General features: G+C 47.0%; 28 protein-coding genes and 4 pseudogenes. 23 read left to right on the forward strand and 9 right to left on the reverse strand.

All coding sequences use genetic code 11. The features are described 5' to 3' along the window. Positions 1–3: 3 nt before the first annotated feature. The 3 genes from A9587_RS20980 (at position 4) to A9587_RS20995 (ending at position 5,988) form a co-directional block, all read left to right on the forward strand. Positions 4–762 (forward strand): EAL domain-containing protein, encoded by a 759-nt coding sequence (locus A9587_RS20980; RefSeq protein WP_105281952.1) that lies wholly within the window; start codon positions 4–6, stop codon positions 760–762. 404 nt (positions 763–1,166) lie between these two features. Next, entirely contained in the window at positions 1,167–2,051 is an 885-nt protein-coding gene (locus A9587_RS20990) for a fimbrial (RefSeq protein WP_097762266.1), read from the forward strand. 37 nt (positions 2,052–2,088) lie between these two features. Further along, positions 2,089–5,988 (forward strand): S6 family peptidase, encoded by a 3,900-nt coding sequence (locus tag A9587_RS20995; protein ID WP_105264016.1) that lies wholly within the window; start codon positions 2,089–2,091, stop codon positions 5,986–5,988. A 148-nt stretch (positions 5,989–6,136) separates the two neighbouring features. On the opposite strand, the pseudogene A9587_RS21000 reads toward A9587_RS20995, so the two are convergent. Further along, positions 6,137–6,379: pseudogene (locus A9587_RS21000) on the reverse strand (sulfite reductase subunit C); the annotation flags it as partial. Between A9587_RS21000 and A9587_RS25250 the strand changes: the two are divergent. Then, on the forward strand, positions 6,293–6,490 hold the full coding sequence (locus tag A9587_RS25250; protein WP_097762268.1) for a hypothetical protein: 198 nt from the start codon (positions 6,293–6,295) through the stop codon (positions 6,488–6,490). The pseudogene A9587_RS21000 and the gene A9587_RS25250 overlap by 87 nt on opposite strands. 784 nt (positions 6,491–7,274) lie before the next feature. On the opposite strand, the gene A9587_RS21015 is transcribed toward A9587_RS25250, so the two are convergent. From A9587_RS21015 to A9587_RS21025, 3 genes and pseudogenes are all read right to left on the reverse strand, one after another. Next, a complete protein-coding gene (locus tag A9587_RS21015) occupies positions 7,275–8,645 on the reverse strand; it encodes a TolC family protein (protein WP_097762270.1) in 1,371 nt (456 codons plus the stop codon). A 3-nt stretch (positions 8,646–8,648) separates the two neighbouring features. Then, positions 8,649–10,589 (reverse strand): MacB family efflux pump subunit, encoded by a 1,941-nt coding sequence (locus tag A9587_RS21020; RefSeq protein WP_097762271.1) that lies wholly within the window; start codon positions 10,587–10,589, stop codon positions 8,649–8,651. Beyond that, positions 10,586–11,107: pseudogene (locus A9587_RS21025) on the reverse strand (efflux RND transporter periplasmic adaptor subunit); the annotation flags it as partial. The gene A9587_RS21020 and the pseudogene A9587_RS21025, both read right to left, overlap by 4 nt. A 59-nt stretch (positions 11,108–11,166) precedes the next feature. Here A9587_RS21025 and A9587_RS21035 point away from each other — a divergent pair. From A9587_RS21035 to A9587_RS21095, 13 genes and pseudogenes are all read left to right on the forward strand, one after another. After that, positions 11,167–12,335 (forward strand): IS3-like element IS911 family transposase gene (locus A9587_RS21035; RefSeq protein ID WP_086936919.1). Its coding sequence is split into 2 segments (ribosomal slippage): positions 11,167–11,416 and positions 11,416–12,335, totalling 1,170 coding nucleotides; the frame shifts between segments, so codons are not numbered across the junction. Between the two features lie 4 nt (positions 12,336–12,339). Next, positions 12,340–12,519: pseudogene (locus A9587_RS24785) on the forward strand (hypothetical protein); the annotation flags it as partial. Further along, positions 12,516–12,770 (forward strand): hypothetical protein, encoded by a 255-nt coding sequence (locus A9587_RS21045; RefSeq protein ID WP_105263925.1) that lies wholly within the window; start codon positions 12,516–12,518, stop codon positions 12,768–12,770. The pseudogene A9587_RS24785 and the gene A9587_RS21045, both read left to right, overlap by 4 nt. Further along, positions 12,763–13,074, forward strand: coding sequence for a hypothetical protein (locus A9587_RS21050; RefSeq protein ID WP_105263926.1), 312 nt, complete (start codon positions 12,763–12,765; stop codon positions 13,072–13,074). Before A9587_RS21045 ends, A9587_RS21050 begins: the two co-directional genes overlap by 8 nt. A 127-nt stretch (positions 13,075–13,201) precedes the next feature. Beyond that, on the forward strand, positions 13,202–13,420 hold the full coding sequence (locus A9587_RS21055; protein WP_105263927.1) for a DUF4014 family protein: 219 nt from the start codon (positions 13,202–13,204) through the stop codon (positions 13,418–13,420). 1 nt (position 13,421) lies between these two features. Continuing rightward, positions 13,422–13,955, forward strand: coding sequence for a DUF551 domain-containing protein (locus tag A9587_RS21060; RefSeq protein ID WP_105263928.1), 534 nt, complete (start codon positions 13,422–13,424; stop codon positions 13,953–13,955). A 541-nt stretch (positions 13,956–14,496) separates the two neighbouring features. Then, a complete protein-coding gene (hokD, locus tag A9587_RS21065; RefSeq protein ID WP_105263929.1) occupies positions 14,497–14,652 on the forward strand; it encodes a type I toxin-antitoxin system toxin HokD in 156 nt (51 codons plus the stop codon). A 228-nt stretch (positions 14,653–14,880) separates the two neighbouring features. After that, entirely contained in the window at positions 14,881–15,129 is a 249-nt protein-coding gene (locus A9587_RS21070; protein ID WP_086590314.1) for a type II toxin-antitoxin system HicA family toxin, read from the forward strand. After that, entirely contained in the window at positions 15,122–15,598 is a 477-nt protein-coding gene (locus tag A9587_RS21075) for a type II toxin-antitoxin system HicB family antitoxin (RefSeq protein WP_105224456.1), read from the forward strand. The genes A9587_RS21070 and A9587_RS21075 overlap by 8 nt, the downstream gene beginning before the upstream one ends. Beyond that, positions 15,583–16,011, forward strand: coding sequence for a hypothetical protein (locus A9587_RS21080; RefSeq protein WP_130988398.1), 429 nt, complete (start codon positions 15,583–15,585; stop codon positions 16,009–16,011). The genes A9587_RS21075 and A9587_RS21080 overlap by 16 nt, the downstream gene beginning before the upstream one ends. A 105-nt stretch (positions 16,012–16,116) precedes the next feature. Next, the gene (locus tag A9587_RS21085; RefSeq protein ID WP_105224480.1) at positions 16,117–16,389 is read left to right on the forward strand and encodes a hypothetical protein; all 273 of its coding nucleotides are present in this window, start codon (positions 16,117–16,119) and stop codon (positions 16,387–16,389) included. A 1-nt stretch (position 16,390) separates the two neighbouring features. Continuing rightward, positions 16,391–17,440: a DUF968 domain-containing protein gene (locus A9587_RS21090; protein WP_105263930.1), complete on the forward strand. Its 1,050-nt coding sequence runs from the start codon at positions 16,391–16,393 to the stop codon at positions 17,438–17,440. A 13-nt stretch (positions 17,441–17,453) separates the two neighbouring features. Next, positions 17,454–18,206 carry an antitermination protein gene (locus A9587_RS21095; RefSeq protein ID WP_105263931.1) on the forward strand — a complete coding sequence of 251 codons (753 nt, stop codon included), beginning with the start codon at positions 17,454–17,456 and terminating at the stop codon, positions 18,204–18,206. Between the two features lie 1,160 nt (positions 18,207–19,366). Here the strand turns inward: A9587_RS21095 and A9587_RS21100 are convergent. From A9587_RS21100 to cspF, 3 genes are all read right to left on the reverse strand, one after another. Next, positions 19,367–19,552: a hypothetical protein gene (locus A9587_RS21100; protein ID WP_105263932.1), complete on the reverse strand. Its 186-nt coding sequence runs from the start codon at positions 19,550–19,552 to the stop codon at positions 19,367–19,369. Positions 19,553–20,180: 628 nt separating this feature from the next. After that, on the reverse strand, positions 20,181–20,270 hold the full coding sequence (locus A9587_RS24540; protein WP_120795389.1) for a hypothetical protein: 90 nt from the start codon (positions 20,268–20,270) through the stop codon (positions 20,181–20,183). 54 nt (positions 20,271–20,324) lie between these two features. Beyond that, a complete protein-coding gene (gene cspF, locus A9587_RS21105; RefSeq protein ID WP_105263933.1) occupies positions 20,325–20,537 on the reverse strand; it encodes a cold shock-like protein CspF in 213 nt (70 codons plus the stop codon). Between the two features lie 300 nt (positions 20,538–20,837). Between cspF and cspB the strand changes: the two genes are divergently transcribed. Further along, complete coding sequence (gene cspB / locus A9587_RS21110; protein WP_105263934.1) at positions 20,838–21,053, forward strand: cold shock-like protein CspB; 216 nt, start codon at positions 20,838–20,840, stop codon at positions 21,051–21,053. 363 nt (positions 21,054–21,416) lie between these two features. Here cspB and ynfU read toward each other — a convergent pair whose 3' ends face one another. After that, positions 21,417–21,587 (reverse strand): putative zinc-binding protein YnfU, encoded by a 171-nt coding sequence (ynfU, locus tag A9587_RS25255; RefSeq protein ID WP_001405948.1) that lies wholly within the window; start codon positions 21,585–21,587, stop codon positions 21,417–21,419. A gap of 219 nt (positions 21,588–21,806) precedes the next feature. Between ynfU and essD the strand changes: the two genes are divergently transcribed. The 4 genes and pseudogenes from essD (at position 21,807) to A9587_RS25725 (ending at position 23,885) form a co-directional block, all read left to right on the forward strand. Further along, positions 21,807–22,022, forward strand: a complete 216-nt coding sequence (essD, locus tag A9587_RS21120; RefSeq protein WP_000839590.1) for a phage lysis protein EssD — start codon at positions 21,807–21,809, stop codon at positions 22,020–22,022. Between the two features lie 4 nt (positions 22,023–22,026). Further along, positions 22,027–22,362 (forward strand): annotated as a pseudogene (locus A9587_RS25260) (YdfR family protein); the annotation flags it as partial. A 528-nt stretch (positions 22,363–22,890) separates the two neighbouring features. Next, on the forward strand, positions 22,891–23,424 hold the full coding sequence (locus A9587_RS21135) for a lysozyme (RefSeq protein WP_105263938.1): 534 nt from the start codon (positions 22,891–22,893) through the stop codon (positions 23,422–23,424). Further along, entirely contained in the window at positions 23,421–23,885 is a 465-nt protein-coding gene (locus A9587_RS25725; protein WP_442899310.1) for a lysis protein, read from the forward strand. Before A9587_RS21135 ends, A9587_RS25725 begins: the two co-directional genes overlap by 4 nt. 99 nt (positions 23,886–23,984) lie before the next feature. On the opposite strand, the gene A9587_RS24790 is transcribed toward A9587_RS25725, so the two are convergent. Then, positions 23,985–24,167: a hypothetical protein gene (locus tag A9587_RS24790; protein WP_105263939.1), complete on the reverse strand. Its 183-nt coding sequence runs from the start codon at positions 24,165–24,167 to the stop codon at positions 23,985–23,987. A 335-nt stretch (positions 24,168–24,502) separates the two neighbouring features. Here A9587_RS24790 and A9587_RS21150 point away from each other — a divergent pair, with 335 nt between their 5' ends. Further along, positions 24,503–24,748, forward strand: a complete 246-nt coding sequence (locus tag A9587_RS21150; protein ID WP_105263940.1) for a hypothetical protein — start codon at positions 24,503–24,505, stop codon at positions 24,746–24,748. Positions 24,749–24,754 lie beyond the last annotated feature (6 nt).

The following is a 24,754-nucleotide window of genomic DNA, read 5'->3' on the forward strand; positions in this document are numbered from 1 at the left end:
GGTATGGGCAGTGATTTTGTATCGGCAGACAGACTGCTTCGCGCTCTCAGTAACGGGGAATTTGAACCGTATCTCCAGCCAGTGGTTTCTGCATCCGACCTTACTGTGTCCGGTGCAGAGCTTCTGGTTCGCTGGCATATGCCGACGGGAGAAATCCTTCCGCCGGCATATTTCATTAATCTAGTGGAATCTGCCGGTCTGTTGTTGCCTCTGACGAAAAAAATCCTGAACCATGCGGTGGCCGGGCTTTTGGAGGTTAAAGCCATGCTGCCGCGTGGTTTCCGGCTTGCCGTGAACGTGACGCCGGCCCTGCTGGCTGAGCGTGAGTTCACTCAGATGTGTCTGGCGCTGGCAGGGCATGACAGCATACATCTGGTTCTGGAGCTGACGGAGCAGCAGCCGTTTAATATGGACAGACAGACCGAAGAGAAACTGAGCCGACTGCGTGATGCCGGAGTGGCATTTGCGCTGGATGATTTCGGAACCGGATATTCCGTACTGTCGTACCTGAAGCACTTCCCGGTCAGTTATATAAAAATGGACAGGAGCTTCACACGGGACATTCTGAGTGAAAAGACATCCCGGCATATCGTGGAAAGCGTTGTCGGGCTGGCAGGAAAGCTGGGTATTGATACGGTGGCAGAAGGTGTGGAAACACAGGCGCAGGTGAACTGTCTGTGCTCTCTGGGAGTGGATTATCTGCAGGGATTTTATTTCGGCAAACCGGAAAAAGTGGATACATTTTGTTGTGAGTATAAATAACGCCAGCTGTGTAATCAGTAAGTCACTCCTGAAAAACAACATCAAATACATTTAAGTAATTTCATTTTATTTATGATAAATGATGTGCCGGTATCGCATTTTTCAGACTCCGGCAGTGTTTTTCTTCTTACTTCAACGTCTTTTTGTTTTTATTCTTTTATTTATATTTGCATTGAGATGCAGGCGTGTTTGTTCGCTTTGTCAGCAGACAGGGGCGAAATCTTCTGGTGAATATGAAAGACATCCGTTTCGTTCTTCAGAAGGTTTTTTTTGTGAACTTCATATCAGGGGAACTGAAGGTCATGTGATGGTGGAAGATAACTTCAGTGAGGTTTACAGAAAAATAAAAGAAATTTCACCACAAGTGAATAATAGAGGTGAAGGTATCTCAGAGGGGAGTGGACGTGCGTCAGAATGCTGTGATTGATGTTTTACTTATTATTATATTTTCTCTTTCTTTATTAATTTGCGGAAAAGTTTCGGCTGATGCCGGATGGCAGTCCGGCGGGGATTTTCAGGGAGCCGTGGAATTCGGGGGGACCATCACGCCTTATGATGATTCACTTCCTCCCTGGCTGTGGAAAATCGGCGGATATACCGGGTTCAGCAACAAAATCAGTGAGCTGACCGGTAACGGAACCCGCCTTACGCTCAGCGCACCCCATAACCTTCTGCTGCTTGCCGGTAAATCAGCCCGTGCTTTTGAGGGGAGTGAGACATCCGGTGCAGGCATTGTTCCTGTTATTCAGTTGAAGGGAAATGACGGAAGTCAAATCCACATTCAGTGGGCCAGTGGCACGCCGGGACAGGGGCTGCTTGTTCTGCCACTGAGCGTCACCGGGGACACTCAGACAACAGGCGCACTGGCAGCAGAAGTTCAGGCTTTCGGGGCGCTTGCGTGGGCAGAAGATGATGGCTTTGGTGCCAGAATAACCCAGACACTGGGGAATAACAGTGCTGATGCTTATGTTTTTAATGGTGGCGTACCCGACAGCAGTACGTGGCGCACCGCCGACGGGTTGAGCTTCATTTCCCGGATGACGGAAGGTGAAGTGTCCGCAGAAAGTATCTGGACACAGCTGAAACAGGGAGTTCCGGGAGTGTCTGACTCACCGGTGATTACTGATGAAAGCGGTTATCAGGACCTGGTGGGTGAAGGCTGGTTTTATTCCGGGGCATATGCACTCGGGATTTCTTCCGGTGCAGTTCTTAATCTTCATTTCAGTAAACCGGTGACAGGACAGTCAGTCTGGCGGGCAGGGATGACGGTGATTATCCGTTATGCCTGAGTAGTGCTGATTTTATTTTTTTCAGGATTAATTAAAAATGAACAGAATTTATTCTCTTCGCTACAGCGCTGTGGCCAGGGGCTTTATTGCCGTATCTGAGTTTGCCAGGAAATGTGTTCATAAGTCTGTCAGACGTCTGCGTTTCCCGGTTTTATTACTGACCCCGGTACTATTCTCTGCAGGAAGCCTTGCGGGAACGGTCAATAATGAACTCGGGTATCAGTTATTTCGTGATTTTGCTGAAAATAAGGGGATGTTCCGCCCGGGGGCAACGAATATCGCTATTTATAATAAGCAGGGAGAACGGGGCGGTACGCTGGATAAGGCGGCTATGCCGGATTTCAGCGCTGTGGATTCGGAAATAGGTGTGGCAACACTGATAAACCCGCAGTATATCGTCAGTGTGAAACATAATGGTGGATATACAAACGTTAGCTTTGGTGATGGTGAAAACCGTTACAATATCGTGGACCGGAATAATGCGCCGTCACTGGATTTTCATGCCCCCCGGCTGGATAAACTGGTGACAGAGGTTGCCCCTACTGCGGTGACGGCGCAGGGGGCAGTGGCTGGCGCATATCTGGATAAGGAGCGCTATCCTGTTTTTTATCGTCTGGGGTCTGGTACTCAGTATATTAAGGACAGTAACGGACTGCTGACACAAATGGGAGGTGCATATTCCTGGCTGACCGGCGGGACTGTCGGTAGCCTGTCATCCTATCAGAATGGAGAAATGATTAGCACCAGTTCAGGTCTGGTTTTTGATTACAAACTTAATGGTGCAATGCCCATTTATGGCGAGGCCGGTGACAGCGGTTCGCCTTTATTTGCTTTTGATTCTGTTCAGAATAAATGGGTGCTGGTCGGTGTTCTTACTGCGGGGAATGGAGCGGGGGGCAGGGGAAATAACTGGGCTGTTATTCCACTGGATTTTATCGGGCAGAAATTTAATGAAGACAATGATGCCCCGGTCACGTTCAGAACATCGGAAGGTGGTGCACTGGAGTGGAGCTTTAACAGCAGCACCGGAGCTGGTGCGCTGACACAGGGAAGCACCACATATGCCATGCACGGGCAGCAGGGAAATGACCTGAATGCCGGTAAAAACCTGATATTTCAGGGGGCGAATGGTCAGATTAACCTTAAGGGTTCGGTTTCTCAGGGGGCGGGGGCCCTGACGTTCCGTGATAATTACACAGTAACAACCTCTAACGGAAGTACCTGGACCGGTGCCGGTATTATTGTGGACAATGGGGTGTCCGTAAACTGGCAGGTTAACGGTGTTAAGGGCGATAACCTGCATAAAATTGGTGAAGGTACGCTGACGGTTCAGGGTACAGGTATTAATGAAGGCGGCCTGAAGGTCGGGGACGGAAAGGTTGTACTGAACCAGCAGGCGGACAATAAAGGACAGGTGCAGGCGTTCAGCAGTGTTAATATTGCCAGTGGCCGGCCGACCGTGGTACTGACTGATGAGCGGCAGATAAATCCGGATACCGTTTCATGGGGATATCGTGGGGGCACGCTGGATGTTAATGGTAACAGTCTGACGTTTCATCAGTTGAAGGCGGCAGATTATGGCGCCGTGCTGGCGAATAACGCTGATAAACGGGCCACTATCACGCTGGATTATGCCCTGCAGGCTGACAAAGTAGCACTGAATGGCTGGTCGGAATCACGTAAAGGAACTGCCGGAAATTTATATAAATACAATAACCCGTACACAAATACGACGGATTACTTCATCCTGAAGCAGAGCACCTATGGTTATTTCCCCACGGACCAGAGCAGTAACGCCATCTGGGAGTTTGTGGGGCACCGTCAGGGGGATGCACAGAAACTGGTAGCTGACCGTTTCAATGCTGCAGGGTATCTGTTCCACGGACAACTGAAAGGCAATCTGAATGTGGATAATCGCCTGCCGGAAGGCGTTACCGGTGCTCTGGTGATGGACGGCTCTGCGGATATCTCCGGTACATTCACCCAGGAAAACGGGCGTCTGACGTTGCAGGGGCATCCGGTTATCCATGCATACAATACTCAGTCTGTGGCTGACAAACTGGCTGCCAGTGGAGACCATTCGGTTCTGATTCAGCCCACGTCATTCAGTCAGGAGGACTGGGAGAACCGCAGTTTTACCTTTGACAGGCTGTCACTGAAGAACACTGATTTTGGCCTTGGTCGCAATGCCACGCTGAACACCATGCTTGAAGCCACAGATTCGACGGTTACACTGGGCGACAGCCGGGTCTTTATTGACAAAAACGATGGTAACGGCACGGCCTTTACGCTGGAAGAAGGCACATCAGAGGCGGTGAAGGATGCAGACCGCAGCGTGTTTAATGGCAGTGCTGTCCTGAACGGAAAGACGACGCTGGATATCATGAATGCAACCTTTAATGGTGATATCAGCGGTCATGCCGGCTCGTATGTGGAGTTGTCGCGCCGGAGTTTCTGGAATATGACGAAAAGCTCCACACTGGATTCGTTCAGAAGCAAAGGCGGGACGCTCTCCCTTGTGACAGACAACTGGTCGCCAAAAACGCTGACGGTAAACACACTGCATGCCAGCAGTATGAATATCGCTATGGGTGTCAGCACTGCCGACAACACGGGCGACCGGATTGATATCCTGAACAAGGCAACGGGCGGACATAACACACTGGACCTGTCCTCCCTGTTTGACCAGACTGTCACACTGAAAAATGACCTGACTCTGGCATCTGCACCGGTCGGAACTTCTCACGGGTACTTCTCCTTTGCCAGCCTGAACAGGGGGTTTACTGTTTATACCCCTGACACACAGGTGCAGGAGAAAGACGGCAGAGTTTACTGGCAACTGAAAAGCCATGCCGGAACAACAGAATCTCAGGTATCAACGGATGTCAGTGATGATGTGACAGATACAACCTCTCCGGTTGCACCGGATACAGGGAGTACAGGAAGTATTGAGGCAGATGGTATTGTGTCTGAAGGAAATAACAGCAACAGTGTGTCGCCTTCCCCTGATTCTCCGGCAGAGAATGCGGGCACGATGGTGAATGGCAGTTCGCTGTTTAAGGGCGCGGATAACACATCTCTTCTGAAGAAAGCACGTGCCATGTTTGCCGCCCGTGAGTTCATTCTCAGCGACAGTGCTGACCGCTGGACACAGGTAGTGGACAACAATGATGCAGACGGCGGTGCATGGGCCATGACAGGGTACAGCCATGGCGGATATGACGACTTCAGCCTGAACCAGAGCGGACTGAATGTGGGATTCCGTCAGTCTGCCGCCGGCAATGCCTGGTGGGGGATGGGGGCAGAGTTTTACCGGGGGCACAGCAGCACGGATGACTACCGGGATGATTTCAGCTTGTGGGGCGGGCATGTTCTGGTGGGCAAATCGTTTGCCGGTGGCCTGTTCGTGGATGGTATGGCCGGATACCGGGCGCTGTCTGAAGACTACACCATTCAGGGAGAGCTGAGTGACCTGTCCGGCAGGGTGAAAAGCCATATCCTGACTTCCGGTATTCGGGGCGGGTGGAAGATACACACTGCCCCCCTTGATATGACGATAACACCGACTGTTTCACTGAACGGTGCCCGGGTGGACGGAAATCGTCTGCAGGGCCGGGAGCGGAGCGTGGAGCTTCATGATGGCGACGCCCTGTGGCTGAAGGCCGGGGTTGAGGCAGAAAAAGTATCCGGAAATATGACGCTGAAGGCAGGTATCTGGCGGAATATCACTCTGAAGGATATGCCCGGAATGACCCTGCGTGATGACTGGAAAGCCCGTCACTATGATGCAGAGAAGGCTGACCGCTATACCGTTTCGTTTGGTATCAACGGAAAGCTGACGGAGAAACTGTCAGTGCAGGCAAAAGTAAACAGCAGTTTTGATGGTTACTTTAAGACGGATGCGGAAGGAATACTGGGTATCCGGTATAACTTCTGATAACAGCCATCGCTGATGCTGCAGGGAGAAGGAGGGGCAGAACAGCGCCCTCCTGACAGGGCAGTATGGTCAGGGCAGGCAACGCAGCCTGCGCGGAATATCCGGTTTTACTCCTGACTGAACGCCGGTGATTGATAATGATTTCATGTCATCTGACTGATTTAAAATGGAGACGGGCGATAGATTCATCTTCTGCCCAGTAAATCCGCTCCGCCACCGTGGCTTCGGGATTCAGCTGTACGCCGCGCAGTACCCGCTCTCTGAAGCTCAGATCCCCCCCTTATCGATGAATGAGATGTCCCATATGGAGGTAAAACGGTTTACCTCCCAGCATTTCTTTTTCAAATTCGAACAGGTTGGTGATGACCTGTCTGATGACATCCTCAGTAACAATGGTGTTGTCGAAGGTCATGTAAATCGCCTGAAGATGTTGAAACGCCAGATGTATGGTCGAGCCGGATTTGAACTACTTAGGCAGAGGGTCATGAGTCCACTGGCATGACAATCTCCACCTAAGTTGCGGAAGAACCACTTTTCATCCGTCGTTGACATCTGTTTGCTTGTTTATTGTATTTCAATGCGGGGGGTACTTTTTTGCAAAAAATATTAATGCATTAATATGAATGCAAATTCAAGTTAAATTGATTTAACTGATTGTTATTGGTTGGGTATTTAGAATTACGTGAAAAATAGTTATGGAAATTATGTTTTACGCATAACTATTTATATAAATTATATTTATCAATAAAAAGCTCAAAGTACATTCATTCAGACATCGTGCGGGATGTCTTCTGTTAGAGGTTACCAGCACCCTGCTAGCCTCAGAGCTCCCCGATTCATGGACGTCTTGGATAATAATCATACCGGGTCTGGCTGGCCCCCCTTGGTATAAGGGAGATGAACAAAACAACATGCGAGTAAATACTAGACAAAACATCCGAATACCATCTAAATTTTGCAAATTAATTCGACCTGAATATTAAAGTCGAGCTACTGAATTAACCTGACTATCAATTAGGTCTTATAGCTGGTTACCAGGGAAAATCGTTACAGCTTTATGGAGTCAGCCCACAACTGGTGACTATTATATCTATAGTTGCGAGCGATACTTCCGTGATGAAACAGACTCCTGAAACGCAGTACTGCTCTGCTGAAGTGAATAGCATTGCGCTTAACAGTGATTTTTTGTTTTCAAGAGCTGGTAAAGCTCAAATGTCAATGGCTATGGTGTTTTCAACTGCGGCTATTTTTCACTCCGTATTGCTCCAGGTTGTCCCCAATTAGACTTAAGGAAAGGTTGATGCCCCGCCAAACTCAAGATAAATTTTTGCCAGATTCTGCAACTGATTGAAGCGGTTTTCATCCAGTCGCAGCTCCGCCTGACGGCGTCTTTCCTGAGCATCAAGCCAGAATGAAATACGTACTGCACCATGCCGGTAACGAACTTCGTTTAACCACTCTGACTTACGTGCAAGTTCCAGTTCTTCCCTGAGTCTTGTCTCCTGAAGCAGCAACTGGTTACGAAATGAAAGCGCGTCCTCTATACTGCTCATTGCCTTATAAAGTAGCTGTTTAAACTCCAGCACTCGCTGTTCGTAATCGTTACGGGCAATTTTTACCTCTATGTCCCGCTGTCGCCACTCCAGGAACGGTAGCGTCAGGTTAGCGCCTACGGAACCGACCGGATTATGCAGTAATGCCAGTAGCGAAGCGCTGCTGGTACCCAAAGCGCCTGTCAGGTTGAAGGTGGGGTAATATTCGCTACGCTTGATATCAACCGTAGCCAGCGCCTCACGCAATTGCCACTCTTTAGCACTTATGTCAGGCCGGCGCATCAGTATGCTGGCAGGAATATTCGCATTGACCTTAGGCAGGTTTCCTTTTGGCAGTGTTTTGGGCTCGACTATCTGGCAACCGGGCACGGTGCCGAGCAAAACGGCCTGCTGATTGAGTAGCTGTGAACGTTCTCGTTGTAGCCCTGTAAGCTGGTTCTCTTGCGTGAGCAGGTTTTGCTGCGCGTCAATCACATCCAGCGACGAGGTATTTCCTGCACGATAGCGAACCTCGGCCAGACGCAGCGTCTCTTTTGCATAGTCAATACTCTGCTGGAAGCTGGCAATTTGTTGATTTACAAAACCGATACGCCAGTAATTATTGCTGGCCTCTGAAAGCAGTATCAGACGCGCGGAGCGAAAATCTTCTTGACTGGCATGGACTGCCCACTCAGCAACATCACGCTGACGGGCAATTTTTCCCCAGAGATCCAGCTCATAGCTGGTGCTAAAGCTGGCTGAACCGCTTTTTGCCCAGCCGGACGAGTTATTCAGCTGTTTTTTCCCGTCCATACTCAGTGACCCCTTTAGTGCAGGAGTATTGGTGATACCTGTTCTTTCCGCATCCAGCTGCGCCCGATGTATCCGCAATGCAGCTATAGCCATATCGTTATTACTTGTCATCACCAGATGAAGCCAGTTATCGAGATTAGGATCGTTAAATTCTTCCCAGTCAAACGGGGATGTATTTCCGTCCAAATCGCCCTTGGTCCAGTTGATGGGATAGCTCACTTCGGGAGCGCGATAGTCACTTTTCAGCACATTTGTGCAACCTGAACAGAGTGCAGTGATAAGGCATAAAGTCAACGATGATAAAATTTTCATAGATTATTCGCTGGCCAGTGAAATAACCGGGTCCATCTTTGCTGCCTTGCGGGCGGGGAGATACCCGAAGATCATGCCGATTAAGGTTGAGCAAAAAAATGCAGCAACAGCAGCCTGCCACGAATATATAGCTGCGAATATCCCGCCCGCCAGAGCGTTAAAGAGCGCACCAGTGGTATATGACAGTGCAATACCGAATGCGCCGCCAATCAGGCAAACCAATACAGCCTCAATAATAAACTGTTGCATAATGTCGCTGCGTCTCGCGCCAACCGCCATTCGTACGCCAATTTCATGAGTTCGTTCCGTTACAGAAATCAACATGATGTTCATCACCCCGATACTGCCGATCATTAGTGAGATACAGGCGACCATAAGAATTAAAATACTGAAGGTCATTGAGGTGTGTTCGATAGACTTTCTTATTTGTTCAAAGTTATACAGCTGGAAGTCTTTTACGCCGTGACGCCGGGTTAATAGTTGGGAGATAGCGCTGATCGCTGCCTCGTTATCCACATTGTCTTTTAGCCTGACGCTAATGCTAGTCAGAACTGGTTTACCCACAATACGGTACATCACCGTGCTGTAAGGCATCCACACAGTAATGCGATTTGATGCATCACTACGGTTGTTACTTTTAGCGATGCCAACCACTCGTGCTGGTACAGAACCAAGAAAGACTATTTGCCCCAGCGCCTGTAGCCCTGCGTTGTCGAAAATGGCCTTGCGAGTATTCTCATCGATAATGACTTCCTGTAGAGCGTTGCGATCGTCTCTAAAAGTAGTCCCTTGCAACAACTCAATACCTTTCACCCGGAAATGTTCCCGCCCAACGCCGTTGATGGAAGCTATTGCAGATTTCCCCAGAAAACGAATGTTGTCTGAAGCGCTAACTTCCGGGCTGACGCTATCGATAAACCCTTGCTTCGCCAGTGCATTTGCGTCAGCAGGTACCAATGTTCTAATACTCTCAATGCTGTCATCGAACAAATCCTGCCCGGGATAAATGCTGATCACGTTTGTCCCCAGACTTTTAATCTCTTCCAATGTTTCTTGCCTGGCTCCTTCACCCAATGCCACGACAGTGACAACGGAGGCGATACCAAAAACAATTCCGATCATGGTTAGCGTGGTGCGTAAGCGATGCGTCTTCATCGCTTTTAGCGCCATTTGCATCGATTCACGCGTTCGATCGAGCAGTGTTTTCCAATAGCTTTGCCGGATACTGTTGGTTTGTGGTAGTGTTTCCGTCGCAGATACGCAACCTCCACTATCAGCAATGATTTCGCCGTCACACAGCTCAATGATTCGCTTTGCGTGCCGGGCGACCGTCATATCGTGGGTCACCATTACTACAGTATGACCACGCCGATTAAGTTCATTCAGAATGGCTAACACTTCTTGCCCGGATTGCGAATCCAGAGCACCAGTTGGCTCGTCCGCCAAAATTATATTTCCACCGTTGATCAGTGCTCGGGCAATACTGACGCGTTGCTGCTGACCGCCTGAAAGTTCGCAGGGTTTATGATGCTCACGTCCTTCCAGTCCCAGTCTGCCCAGCAACGCGGCTGCACGTTGCCGACGACTGTCGCGTTCGCTGTTGGCGTAAATGGCCGGGATCTCCACGTTACCAAGTGCGCTAAGATCAGGTATCAGATGGTAGCGCTGGAATATAAAGCCAATGTGTTCCCGGCGCACTCTGGCCAGCTCATCGGGTGAAAGACAGGCGGCATTTTGTCCGTCGATGTAGTAATCACCTCTATTGGGTACGTCAAGGCAACCCATTATGTTCATTAAGGTTGATTTGCCTGAGCCAGAGGCTCCAATGATTGCCACCATTTCTCCAGCAGCGATTGTCAAATCGACATTTTTCAGGACGGTCCGCGTTTGATCTCCGTTGCCATAAGTTCGGCTAACCCCTTTTAACTCAATAAGTTTTTTCACAGCATAATCCTTTCTTCGGACTCTCTCTTATCCGGCAGCGACAGCACGACATTTTCTCCGACATTTAAACCTTCGAGGATCTGAATATCCACGCTGTTCGTGATACCAGTTTTCACATCCCGGGGTTCCAGCCTGCCGTCTGCTGCCAGCACCAGGACCTGTTGCTTCTTCCCCTCACTTCTGTGCACTGCCTGAATGGGTACCAGCAGTGTATTTTGGGCTTCATCAGTAATCAGGGTAACCTGAGCAGTCATGGCAATACGAAGTCGATTTTCTGGGTTAGGCACATCGAATAGAGCATTGTAATAAACGGACGCATTTGAAGTTCCGGAGCCTGATGCTGAACTGTTGCTGGCGAGAGAGTCATCTTTCATTACCGATTCTGGTGCCAGCTCAACGGCACGCAGCGTTGCGCTGTATTGCTTGTCCGGTTCGGAGAAAATAGAGAAACGGGCTTTTTGCCCCACAGAAATACGGGTTATATCAGCCTCGGAGATCTGTGCTTTGAAGTGGCACACTGAATTTGGCCACCTGAACAGAGGTGATATGCTCACCTCAGAACAACACAGGTGCTCCAATGAAAAAAAGAAATTTCAGCGCAGAGTTTAAACGCGAATCCGCTCAACTGGTTGTTGACCAGAACTACACGGTGGCAGATGCCGCCAAAGCTATGGATGTCGGCCTTTCCACAATGACAAGATGGGTCAAACAACTGCGTGATGAGCGTCAGGGCAAAATACCAAAAGCCTCTCCGATAACACCAGAACAAATCGAAATACGTGAGCTGAGGAAAAAGCTACAACGCATTGAAATGGAGAATGAAATATTAAAAAAGGCTACCGCGCTCTTGATGTCAGACTCCCTGAACAGTTCTCGATAATCGGGAAACTCAGAGCGCATTATCCTGTGGTCACACTCTGCCATGTGTTCGGGGTTCATCGCAGCAGCTACAGATACTGGAAAAACCGGCCTGAAAAACCAGACGGCAGACGGACTGTATTACGCAGTCAGGTACTTGAGCTATATGGCATCAGCCACGGTTCGGCCGGAGCAAGAAGCATCGCCACAATGGCAACCCGGAGAGGCTACCAGATGGGACGCTGGCTTGCTGGCAGGCTCATGAAAGAGCTGGGGCTGGTCAGCTGTCAGCAGCCGACTCACCGGTATAAACGTGGTGGTCATGAACATGTTGCTATCCCTAACTATCTTGAACGGCAGTTCGCCGTGACCGAGCCAAATCAGGTGTGGTGCGGTGATGTGACCTATATCTGGACGGGTAAGCGCTGGGCGTACCTCGCCGTTGTTCTCGACCTGTTCGCAAGAAAACCAGTGGGCTGGGCCATGTCGTTCTCGCCGGACAGCAGGCTCACCATGAAAGCGCTGGAAATGGCGTGGGAAACCCGTGGTAAGCCCGGCGGGGTGATGTTCCACAGCGATCAGGGCAGTCATTATACGAGCAGGCAGTTCCGGCAGTTATTGTGGCGATACCAGATCAGGCAGAGTATGAGCCGGCGCGGAAACTGCTGGGATAACAGCCCAATGGAACGCTTCTTCAGGAGTCTGAAGAACGAATGGATGCCGGTGGTGGGTTACGTAAGCTTCAGCGAGGCAGCTCACGCCATAACGGACTATATCGTTGGATATTACAGCGCACTAAGACCGCACGAATATAACGGTGGATTACCCCCAAACGAATCGGAAAATCGATACTGGAAAAACTCTAACTCGGTGGCCAGTTTTTGTTGACCACTTCATCCACGGATTTATCAATAAGTCTTTACGTGAAGTTTTCGACGTTACGCGCATGATTCTGTCAGCGAAAGAAGAGTTGGCTAATGAACCGCACCCGATTGATGGTCTGTCCGGTGAATATGCGGAGAAATCCCTTGAAGAATGGGCGGAACAGATTCGCAAAGGAGACAACCAGTGAGTGAGTCAAAATGCCAAATTAATGGCAACAAGATAGAACAGTGTACGGCTCTGGCAAAATCCCTTGAGCATGATGCTGAATACACGACGCGAAAAGGTCTGCTGATATACAAAATCTGGAATGAGAGTTTAACTCGCGGCCCTGATTTGGTGATGTTGCGTTCCGGTGAATTTTCTAAATCACCAGTGCGGGTTTCATTTTGTCCGTTCTGTGGTGAAAGTCTGAAAACGTGGGAGAACAGAAATGAATGAAATTAAAGAAATACCAGTAGTACGTGATGAATTTGGCTGCTGGACGCATCCTGAATATGAAAAATTCTGTGATGGTAGAGAACATATTTCAACGGAAGAGTTTAATGCCTGGATGGAGGAAAATAATCTTCAATGGACCATCAGAACTATGGATGAAGATGATTTTAATCTTGATGCAGATGGTCCTGATATTTCCACCTGGGAACCGGAACGACCAGAGGGCGATGGATGGTTTATTGGTTCAATACATGACACCGAAGATGGCCCGGTTTGTGTCTGGTTGCGAAATAAGGCTGAAGCGTAAAGGCGATAAATCACCTGGCAACAAAACACTGAAAATTTAAATCAGAAGTGATTTTTATTAAATCCTTAACCGGAGGGATTCCTGCACCCTCAAATCATCAGGAGGCCGCCCGAAAGGGCGGTAAGAAATGACTACATTATTTAGAAAAGAATATCCTCGAAGAAGTAGGGCTATAGAACTCTTGTTTCTCATTCTATTTATCGTGTTGCTGATACCGATATCCCCGTTAATCCTGGTCTGGGTAATTGGAAAAATAATTGAACCAGTTATTGAGTTATATACCGATGTGACATGGGAATCATTCAGGGCGCTACACAATAAATTTAATCCGTATAAGGAAAACTGATATGACCACCATTACCAAAGAACGCGCGGAGATTAAATCATTCATCACAGGCTTCCTGAGCGACCCGGCGCACGATAACCAATCCTCAGACAGCCTGCTTGCCAATGTGTTTCGTATCGCACTGGCTTCGCTGGAAGCAGAGCCAGTGGCGTGGAAGGCAACCTTCACGCAAATTGACAATAAATATAATACGTTCACCACTATGTATTCTGACAAAGCAGAAGTCGAACGCTGGGTGCGACTGCATGAAATAGGTGACTTTCGGGCAGAAATAACACCGCTTTACGCAGCGCCGTCAGCGCCGGTAATTCCGGATGGTTGGATAAGCTGTAGTGAGCGGATGCCTGAAAAGAACCAGAACGTGCTTATTTCGGTGAATTTCGATAGCTCTCTGGTTGAACCGCTAATATGCTCCGCACGCTATACAGGAAGCACATTCCGGCGAGGAGAAGCAACGATTAAGCCGGGTAATGGTATTGAGCAAGCAACTCACTGGATGCCGCTACCAGAACCGCCGCAGGAGGTGAATCAATGAGCTGGCCTGAAGCGTTCACAACGGTAGGGATTGCAATGGCGGTGGCGCTGGTGGTGTATTCTATTTGCCGCTGGGGGTAAGGTATTAAAAAACGCCCCGCACACAGACGTTGAGCGCCTGAGATGTGGGGATAGGGAGTTAGTTTAATAGTTATACAACAATACCTGATTTTATATTGAAGCAAGAAATAGGTTGCTACATATTGAATCATGCGCGTGTACGTCAAATATGGGAGGTCATCGTGCTGGTTCTGAAATGTGCGCTGGCTATTGCGGCAGTAATGGCAATTTATTGTCTTGTTATCGTTCTTATGAATCACCTCTCTGATTGATTTTATATTGGCGAGGTGACGTGAGTTAAGTAGAATTGCTGCGGGTGCTTGAGGCTATCTGCCTCGGGCATGAACACCAACGGCAGATAGAGAAAAGCCCCAGTTAACATTACGCGTCCTGCAAGACGCTTAATATTAATCTGAGGCCATATCTATGCGACACATAGAGATTAGCCTCTTACGGACCGAAAGGTCAAGGAGAAGCAGGCTATGAAGCAGCAAAAGGTGATGTTAATCGCCCTGATCGTCATCTGTTTAACCGTCATAGTGACGGCACTGGTAACGAGGAAAGACCTCTGCGAGGTACGAATCCGAACCGGCCAGACGGAGGTCGCTGTCTTCACAGCTTACGAACCTGAGGAGTAAGAGACCAGGCGGGGGAGAAATCCCTCGCCACCTCTGATGAGTCAGGCATCCTCAACGCACCCACACTTAACCTTACTAGCAAGTGGCTTTAATATTATTGTAACATTTTCATGCTCGCATGTGTTTTCTGTTGTTATGAATTAGGTACAGGGTTCTTATGCTTCTTTATCGCGATGAGCTTGCAACTGATTGTTAGTTGCTATTGGTGGGGGAAGGGATATACTTTAAATGAGCAAAAAAGAGAAGTTGAGGTGGCGTCTGAATCAGCTTCCAAAGGATTTTACATGGGATGAACTCGTGACGTTGCTTGGGCATTATGGTTTCGAAATGCTTACCGGTTCAGGCTCAAGAAGGAAGTTTACCAATGCTAATGGAAGGCTTGTGGCTTTTCATTGCCCACATCCTGGCAATATTGTTAAAGGATATGTGCTTAAAGAAGTGAAAAATCTTTTGGATGAGATTGATAGTTATGAGTAATGTGCTGAGTTATAAAGGTTATTTTGGCAGCATTGAGGTTTCACTTGAAGATAACATACTTCATGGGAAAATTCAGTGCGTAAACGATGTTGTAACCTACGAAGCGGAAACACTGGATGGGTTAAGGGCGGCGTTTGAAGAAGCTGTTACAGATTATCTCGACACATGCAAGCAGTTAGGGAAATCTCCTGATAAACCAATGAGTGGTACTTTTAACATCAGAATTGGTCGCGATCTTCATAAGAAAGCGTTTTTGGCTGCAATGGCGGATAAGACGACGCTTAATGATTATGTGCGTAAAGCTATCGAAGAAAAGATTGCTGACAAAAAAGAAGTTCATTCTCATTCGGAAAGCGAAGAAACGACAGATACATTCGTTTGGGAAAAAGCATTCTCTTTTGGTTATGTCATTTCCCCTTCAGCAAGAACAAAAAAGAAAGAGGCTGGTGAGCGATGGATGCGTCACTGATGTTACAAAATATTAAGTATGCTGGTTTCGATATTGTTTCCAGTAGTTTCAAGGATAACACTAGTGATGATGGAGGGTTTTTTAAGGTCTCGATCGAGGAAGTTAAATTTTCTTCGGGGCGCGATGATGATGGTACCTGTTGGTTCCGGATTGGATTTTCGCCATCGATAAAAGGGTATCCCGATAGAGATGGTGCCGGGGATGAAGAACCCTCTTTTGAGCTAAAGATGGAGCTGATTACGGACTTTGATATCATGAATGGAGAGTTGATCGATGAAAAATTCTTTGTGAAAAATTCATGGTATTTTGAGAATTTCATGTCGTTGACGTTAAAATTGGCGGTGGACTCTGTTCTTAAGCACACGTCGTTAAGCGATATTTATTTCCCCTGGTATTCGCCGGACTCAGCTTAATAATCAAGCCCGCCGATGCGGGCTTTGTGTTATTCCTGTGTTCTGGTTTACAATTCACATGCCAGCCTGAACAACTGGCACCTGCTGCGCCAGCAGAGAAAACAGATGGCGCACAAGACCAAATTACACAATTCTGATACCGATCGTGCCAGCAGGCACGATCGGCGTTCTCATGCATTCAAATATGACTGGTACCAGCATGACCCATGCACTGCAGAACAGGCCGAATGGCTGATTCATAACTACCGCAGACGTGGATACGAGATTAAGAAAGCCCTCAGCCTCGATTATCGTCACTGGATAATCTACGTCAGGCTGCCGTACTCCGAGCGCCCACCGCGTCCGTCCCGCACATTCCAGCAACGCATCTGGAGGTAACGTGAGGGTATTAGTGACTCCTGAAATTGCTCACCGCCTGGGGATTGTACTTTTCAGGCCCGGTCCTGATGCGATGCCTTTGTTTATGCAGGGGCGTGTGCTGGTGGAGCCTGAACCGAAAAGCATGCGCGGGCTGCCGTCCGGAGTTGTTCCTGCCGTTCGCCAGCCGCTGGCGGAGGATAAATCATTACTGCCATTTTTCAGCGATGAGCGGGTGATTCGTGCTGCCGGCGGCGCTGGTGCACTGTCTGACTGGCTCCTGCGTCATGTTAAATCCTGCCAGTGGCCTCATGGTGACTACCATCACAGCGAAACCGTCATACATCGTTACGGTACCGGCGCGATGGTGTTGTGCTGGCACTGCGACAACCAACTGCGTGACCAGACCTCAGAATCACTTGAGCAACTTGCTCAACAAAACCTGACAGCATGGATGATTGACGTCATCCGTCACGCAATAAGCGGTGCGCAGGAGCGGGAATTATCGCTGGCTGAATTATCTTGGTGGGCGGTCTGCAATCAGGTGGCGGACGCACTACCGGAGGCAGTATTACGTCGCTCTCTGGGGGTACGAGAGGAAAAAATCCGCTCTGTGTACCGCGAAAGCGACATCGTACCGGGAGAACAGACAGCCACCAGCATACTGAAGCAGCGCACAAAAAATCTTGCGCCGTTGCCTCACGTCCACCAGCAACAAATCCCGCCACAGGAAAAGACGGTGGTCAGCATTGCCGTTGATCCAGAGTCTCCGGAATCTTTCATGAAGCTGCCTAAACGTCGCCGCTGGGTTAAGGAGAAATACACACGTTGGGTTAAGACACAGCCGTGTGCTTGCTGCGGTATGCCAGCCGACGATCCGCATCATCTGATTGGTCACGGTCAGGGTGGAATGGGTACAAAAGCGCATGACCTCTTTGTGTTGCCTTTGTGCAGAAAGCATCACGACGAGCTGCATGCGGATACCGTGGCATTTGAAAAGAAGTATGGCTCCCAGCTGGAGCTGATATTTCGTTTTATCGATCGTGCGCTGGCAATTGGCGTATTGGCGTAAGTGGAGAACGAGCATGAACCTTGAAGCCTTACCAAAATATTACTCCCCAAAATCGCCAAAATTGAGCGATGACGCACCGGCGACAGGCTCAGGTGGTTTAACGATTACGGATGTGATGGCTGCGCAGGGGATGGTGCAGTCGAAAGCACCGCTTGGGTTTGCCTTATTCCTGGCAAAAGTTGGTGTTCAGGATCCTCAGTTTGCTATTGAAGGCCTGCTCAATTACGCGATGGCACTGGGTAACCCGACATTGAACAAATTGAGTGAAGAAACACGGCTGCAGATTATTCCTTATCTCGTGAATTTTGCCTTTGCTGATTATTCTAGGTCTGCGGCAAGTAAGGCTCGCTGTGAACATTGTGCAGGTACGGGATTTCATAATGTATTGCGCGAAGTGGTGAAACACTACAGAAGTGGGGAATCTGTTATCAAGGAAGAATGGGGGAAGGAACTATGTCAGCATTGCCATGGTAAGGGCGAAGTCAGCACAGCGTGCAGAGGGTGTAAGGGTAAAGGTATTGTCCTGGATGAAAAAAGAACCCGGCTTCATGGCGTACCGGTTTATAAGTTTTGTGGGCGTTGTAATGGAAACAGGTTTAGTCGTTTACCGACCACACTGGCACGACGTCATGTCCAGAAGTTGGTACCGGACCTGACAGATTATCAGTGGTACAAGGGGTATGCGGACGTCATTGATAAACTGGTAACAAAGTGCTGGCAGGAAGAAGCGTATGCAGAAGCACAACAGAGAAAAGTGACAAGATAAAAGATTTTCACCGAACGATGGCGACATAACGATTGTATTTTCTAAGGAAACGTGCAAAGAGTTTTCCAATGATGAGCCTTATATGCATACCGGTGGAAAATATCAATAAGCCGCGCAGAGTGGTTTTTTTGTGGACATAAACTTTGTGCAGAACGGTAACCATTCTGGTTGCCGTGAATGCAGTTTTTTTACATTGCTGGCTTTTTTAGATTTGTGTTAGTCATTGATATTAACAAGAAGGGGAAAAGACATGCTAAAACGGCAGGATATGAAGGAAACGGTTATGCGTGAATGTTCCAGTGTGATTAACCATATCATCTTGGGAAGCCATCCTGATGCAGGGAAGAGGTAACAGTAACGTGCATCAATCAGGCTGCAAATAAATGGCTTACGCCGGAAATCTGGCTATCGATGTATTACCGGTTTGTTACCCATGAAGAAAATTAAGGTGATAACGAAACTGATTTTATAGGTGTCTTGTCAGAGTGTTGCGACGAAACTGGTGTTGGCAGTGTAGGGAAAATAGTAGGATGAAAATTATAAATTGCTTTAAATGAGATTGATTTCCCTCATGTTATGAGATATTTGTCTTATATTGCTGGTTAATTATGAGAATTTTTGTAAATCTACAGCAATAAAATCCATATTAATTAAAGCACTAGATGCGTTTCTGATTTGTGCATGAAACATACATACCATAATGATTAATTGCATCTATAATTACAGATACAGCATTGTGCTGTTAAAAAACTGGAGTCCCCATGAATACATTATATGTAAGTGATTCAAATGAAAAAACTCATGACAGGAATAAAAACAATGAGGATAGTAAGGGTAAGGATAATAAAAAAGACAACCGGAAAGAGTAAATAATCTTTCCTGCATAAAAATACTAGGGTGGAATATGTCAGAACATCCAGATTTTGATGACCGTAAGCCTGATGATGAGCCCGTTGAGCGTCCTGATGAGGGGCAACCATTGAACCCTTTTTCACCGGATGATAAAAGAGAACCTATTATTTAGATATAGCAGAATATAGCCGTTTAAAGTAGGTTGTGTTTTGTTGCTATCCTTAAGCCACCTCCACAGGAGGTGGTTTTTTACTAATGGAACATTAATTGGTAGATGTGATTGTGTACGACTTATGGGAGGCTTAAGATTATTTTCTGCCAATAATAAAACCAAGCGTTAACCCTATGCTTAGAGCGACCACCACGCTAGTCAGTGGATAATTTCTAAATTTATCTTTAACGTTTTCTTTGCCTGCCTGCAAAGCATCGTCAGCACATGATACATATTTTTTGACAGTATTAACTATTTCGTTTTCAGATTGATTTGAAGTCATGTTTGAAGTCCTGATGTTAAGTGGCTTTTTAATTATAGCAGATATGCTTTCAATGATAGGGCGGAGAGCTGTTATTGAGGTGATACTATGACCACTCAATCAACATTACATAAAATGACGTTTACTCCTGTTTGGCACAGTAGCAGAATTTTGCTTCTGCTACTGAAGTCGCTTTAGCACTAGAATATGCTGATGGATAAAGCAGTTCAGCGTATGTACTGCGTCATGCATATCGGTCTTGCAGATATGACGAGAAGGGGAGACAAGGTGTGTGTAATGTAGAAGTCTTTAAAGTGCTGCCTGGGATAACTCTATGCTGAAGTGCAATTGATAAAAGTAACACGATAAAGGTTTTTCAATGAAGATGGCAACGTGATGCTTGCATTTTTCAAAAAATATGGATAAAATCCCCTCAATGATGGGCTTTGTATATCTGATGTTTAGAAAGAAAATTAGAAAACCCGCTGATGAGCGGGTTTTGTGCTTTAAATGGGGCAATGGTGATGTTGAACCTCATCCCGGGACTCATGTCTGTTAACTTATTATTTAGCTGGTGACTTAGTTATTTGCCTGATGTTTAAAATGTTTTCTTCCAGTACAATGTCCCTAAACACAATGAGTCTGCTTATTATATTATTAGCAGAGCTATTACGGCCAAAGTACAGCATAAGCTTTTAAAGCCAATCAACCAGTCATCAAGGCAGACGGGGTTATTCATAAAAACTCTCCATGTGTGATCCGATGGGGCTTAAAGTAAAAGCTTTAATATAGTTCATGAAAGATAAACATTGGCAGCTGAAGGTCCACGTAGACCATTGATTCGGCAAAATTCCACGCGTAATCCTGTGGTAATTTCTTCTGCATCGCGGAGATTGAGAGCAGAAACGTGCAGCTGGACATCGATACGGCCATCGGATGGTATGATAAGACCTTTGCCGCTTTTGTAGTCAAAGGTTTTGACAATTCCTGTCATTTTACGGGACAAAAAAATTCCTTAATACTGATAACTTGGCGCACTATACACACGTTCCTGAAGAAAGCTATAGTTTTTTGATGGGGTTGAAGATGGCTGGATGTCTAAAATAAACATTGCTTCATATGTTCAACTATGAGTTAATGATTGCGTCGGTTTGAAGAACAGACGATATACGAAGTAGTTTACTAAAGCAGTTCTCATTTCAGGTGTTATTCACTTATTCCTTCTTTGAGTCTCTCCAATTAAGTACGAAGTCGTTTCTGTTATACAAACCATTTATGCCGAAAGGCTCAAGTTAAGGAATGTAGAATGTCAAATAAAATGACTGGTTTAGTAAAATGGTTTAACGCTGATAAAGGTTTTGGCTTTATTTCTCCTGTTGATGGTAGTAAAGATGTGTTTGTGCATTTTTCTGCGATTCAGAATGATAATTATCGAACCTTATTTGAAGGTCAAAAGGTTACCTTCTCTGTAGAGAGTGGTGCTAAAGGTCCTGCAGCAGCAAATGTCATCATTAATGATTAAAATTCATAGTTTGTCTGTATACGATAACGAAGAAGGCTGATGCCTGAGTGGAGATACAGACAGAGTGGCGAATATTGGATCTCTTTAATAAAGAGTAAGGAGGTCCAATACATGAAACAATGGCCAGCATATTTGGTAATAACTTAATCAGGAAAAGTATGCTAACCATTGTGGTGAAGTGCAGGTTTGCTGCATGAATAGTTTTACAGCAGAAGCTAACTGCTGGCATAGCAAAACAAAGTGCGTAAGTGGATGACTCTCACAAAAAGCACCACAATATTAAACCCGCTCAGGCGGGTTTTTTATTATCTGCTTTAAATATATTATTAAAATATAAAAAATACTTGTTGCGAATAAAATCAATCAGGCTACAGCTTTAAGATTTGTCTGGAATACTTTGTTGCAATGAGGGCAGATCAAAAGGGCACCTTTTTGTACTCTTGAAAAACTGTGTTCTGACTCTTGGGTGCAGTTTGGGCAGGAACATTTAACGAGATAATTACGGCGTGATTTTGAGTCTTTACGTTCTGACATAGGCTTTTCCTGTATAAATGGCCGTATACAGTACACTAAATATGAAAACATTTCTCTTATTATTAATTAATATATGATTTTCTTTCAAAATAATTAACCACATTTTTAATGTGTATGTTTTTTTAGCGCCGTTGAGAACAACGTGTGCTGTAAAAACTACCCCGTAGACTCCGATATTTTCAAACATATTGCACCATCCGTGTACATCGGGGTGAGGATATGAAATCAATGGATAAGTTAACAACAGGTGTTGCGTATGGCACATCGGCGGGTAATGCTGGTTTCTGGGCATTGCAGTTACTCGATAAAGTAACTCCGTCACAGTGGGCTGCAATCGGTGTGCTGGGTAGCCTGGTTTTTGGCCTGCTGACGTATCTGACAAATCTTTATTTCAAGATTAAAGAAGACAGGCGTAAGGCCGCGAGAGGAGAGTAATCCAATGACTCAAGACTATGAACTGGTTGTGAAAGGAGTCCGTAATTTTGAGCATAAAGTTACGGTAACTTTAGCCTTACAGGACAAAGAACGCTTTGACGGTGAGATTTTTGAGCTGGATATCACTATGGATCGTGTTGAAGGTGCTGCACTGGAGTTTTATGAGGCAGCAGCCAGAATGAGAATCAGACAGGTATTCCTGGATGTTGCTGCCGGGTTATGTGAAGGGGATGAGCAGTCGCCGGAAAAGCGCCCCATAATTTTAGAGGCGCAGAATGTGTGGATAACCTACAAAGGAAAGCTACCGGGAAGAATTACTGGTTCTCTGAAGACGCCACCGACGGCATTGCGGTCAGAAAAAGATGATATTGAATCGCTCATTGAAAAACTGGAGGGCAGCGTCGCTGATCTGAATAAAAAATTGTCGGTGCTTATTCCTTCTGAAGATGAAAAAAAACGCCGCGATGAGCAGTTTGCGGCGTTTTACGATTATTGCATTGAAGTTACTCGCAGGAATTTTGTGAAGATTTTTGAGGAGGGTAAATCTCTTCAGTAAGCTTAATGGCGGACGCTGCAATTAATTCAGGAAGGTCCGCAAGGTCATCTGTCAGTGGATATGATGAAAAATCGGCGGCAGTTCTGTTAAGAAGCGCTTTAACTAATTCCTTTTCCTTCTCCGGCAACAAGTTGATTAGAGCTACGACTGCTTGCCTGAGTGCGATAAAAGTTTGTTTTGGTAGATTTGTGTAATCCATAGTCACCTCTGTGTTTATCAGATTGACATCCTCCTCCCGCCAGTGCCCATCACTGGCGAGGTAAGATTTAACATATCCGGGGATTTGAAGCCGATAAATCCTGATAAATATCCATGAACGTAAAAATCAGATACAGCCTGTCGGCTGCTGTTCTGGCTCTGATTGCCGCCAGTGCTCCTGCCCCTGACATTCTCGATCAGTTTCTGGATGAAAAAGAGGGGAATCACACCACTGCATACCGCGATGGCTCCGGCATATGGACCATCTGTCGGGGAGCAACGATGGTGGACGGTAAACCTGTTATTCCGGGAATGAAACTGTCGAAGGAAAAATGCGCCCAGGTTAACGCCATTGAGCGGGATAAGGCGCTGGCATGGGTGGAGCGCAATATAAAAGTTCCACTGACCGAGCCACAGAAAGCCGGTATCGCGTCATTCTGTCCCTATAACATTGGCCCCGGTAAGTGTTTTCCGTCGACGTTTTATAAGCGGCTGAATGCCGGTGATCGTAAAGGCGCATGCGAGGCGATTCGCTGGTGGATAAAGGACGGTGGACGTGATTGCCGCATTCGTTCAAATAATTGTTACGGTCAGGTTATTCGTCGTGACCAGGAAAGCGTATTAGCCTGTTGGGGGATAGAGCAGTGAGCAGAGTTGCCGCGATTATTTATGCTCTGGCTATCTGCATCATCGTCTGCCTGTCATGGGCTGTTAATCATTACCGTGATAACGCCATCGCCTACAAAGAACAGCGTGATAAAAAAGTCAGTGAGCTGAAGCAGGTGACCGCCAACATTACTGACATGCAGCAGCGCCAGCGTGCTGCTGATGCACTCGATGCTAAATACACGAAGGAGTTAGCTGATGCGAAAGCTGAAAATGATGCTCTGCGTGATGATGTTGCCGCTGGTCGTCGTCGGTTGCACATCAAAGCAGTCTGTCAGTCAGTGCGTGAAGCCACCACCGCCTCCGGCGTGGATAATGCAGCCTCCCCCCGACTGGCAGACACCGCTGAACGGGATTATTTCACCCTCAGAGAGCGGCTGATATTGATGCAAAAACAACTGGAGGGGGCACAGCTATATATTAGCGAGCAATGCCTCAGATAAAAAACCGGCCAAGGATAATCCGCTGAAGATTCGCCGGCGGCAAAGGAATGCCAATACATGAGCATAGGCGATTACCTGTGCTCATGCAATGTATTGCCTTTATGTGGATTGTGGGCAATAGATTTCTGATCTATTTCTGTGCGCCGTATCGTCGCCGTATTCCCCCATTAACAGAGACCGTAGCCCGACGGGGAATTCCTTCTGCGCGAGTGTGCGGGAATAATCAAAAACGATGCACACCGGGTTTTTACCGCGTTTATGATTCGCGGGTTTGTCCCTCATGCTCGCCAGCCCTGTGCGAGGGTGGAAGAAACAGGGCATGTATTCAGGAGCGTGCGGCCACGGTCGCACGGTATCTTTGTCAGGAGGTTGTGATGAAAGAGTCGCAGAAATTTAATTCAATAATGGAACGATTCTGTTCTCCTGAGCGAGAGGCTTACATCATGCATTCATTGAGTGCCTGTTGTAATATCGCCAAACATTAATCAGGTGCGCGAGATGTCGGCTAATACTGACCCTGACGAAATGTGACGCTGCTCTAATCTGAAAGATGGTGCAGACGACCTATAGTTCGCATCCATTCCTGATTACCCTATTCAAGTTGATGAGACAGAAACATGACAGCAGCTAAAGAGCAGATTGAATATGAGCTAAATGAATTCTTCGCGTCCGCCCTTGGTGATGTGTTTAAAAGTTGCCGACTGGCTGAAAGCGTATCGGATTACCAGATCTCTACTGTTAGTTTTCCAACGGAAAAAAACGCCTGGTTGGAGCTTGGTGAATTACCCGTGATTATCGAGTTGTCTAACGGACGTTGCTTTGAGATTAGTGCGTCTGAATGGTTGCAGATCACACCGCTTTAAATTAAG

The sequence above is a fragment of the Escherichia sp. MOD1-EC6162 genome, from assembly GCF_002965125.1.
Classification (GTDB): domain Bacteria; phylum Pseudomonadota; class Gammaproteobacteria; order Enterobacterales; family Enterobacteriaceae; genus Escherichia; species Escherichia marmotae.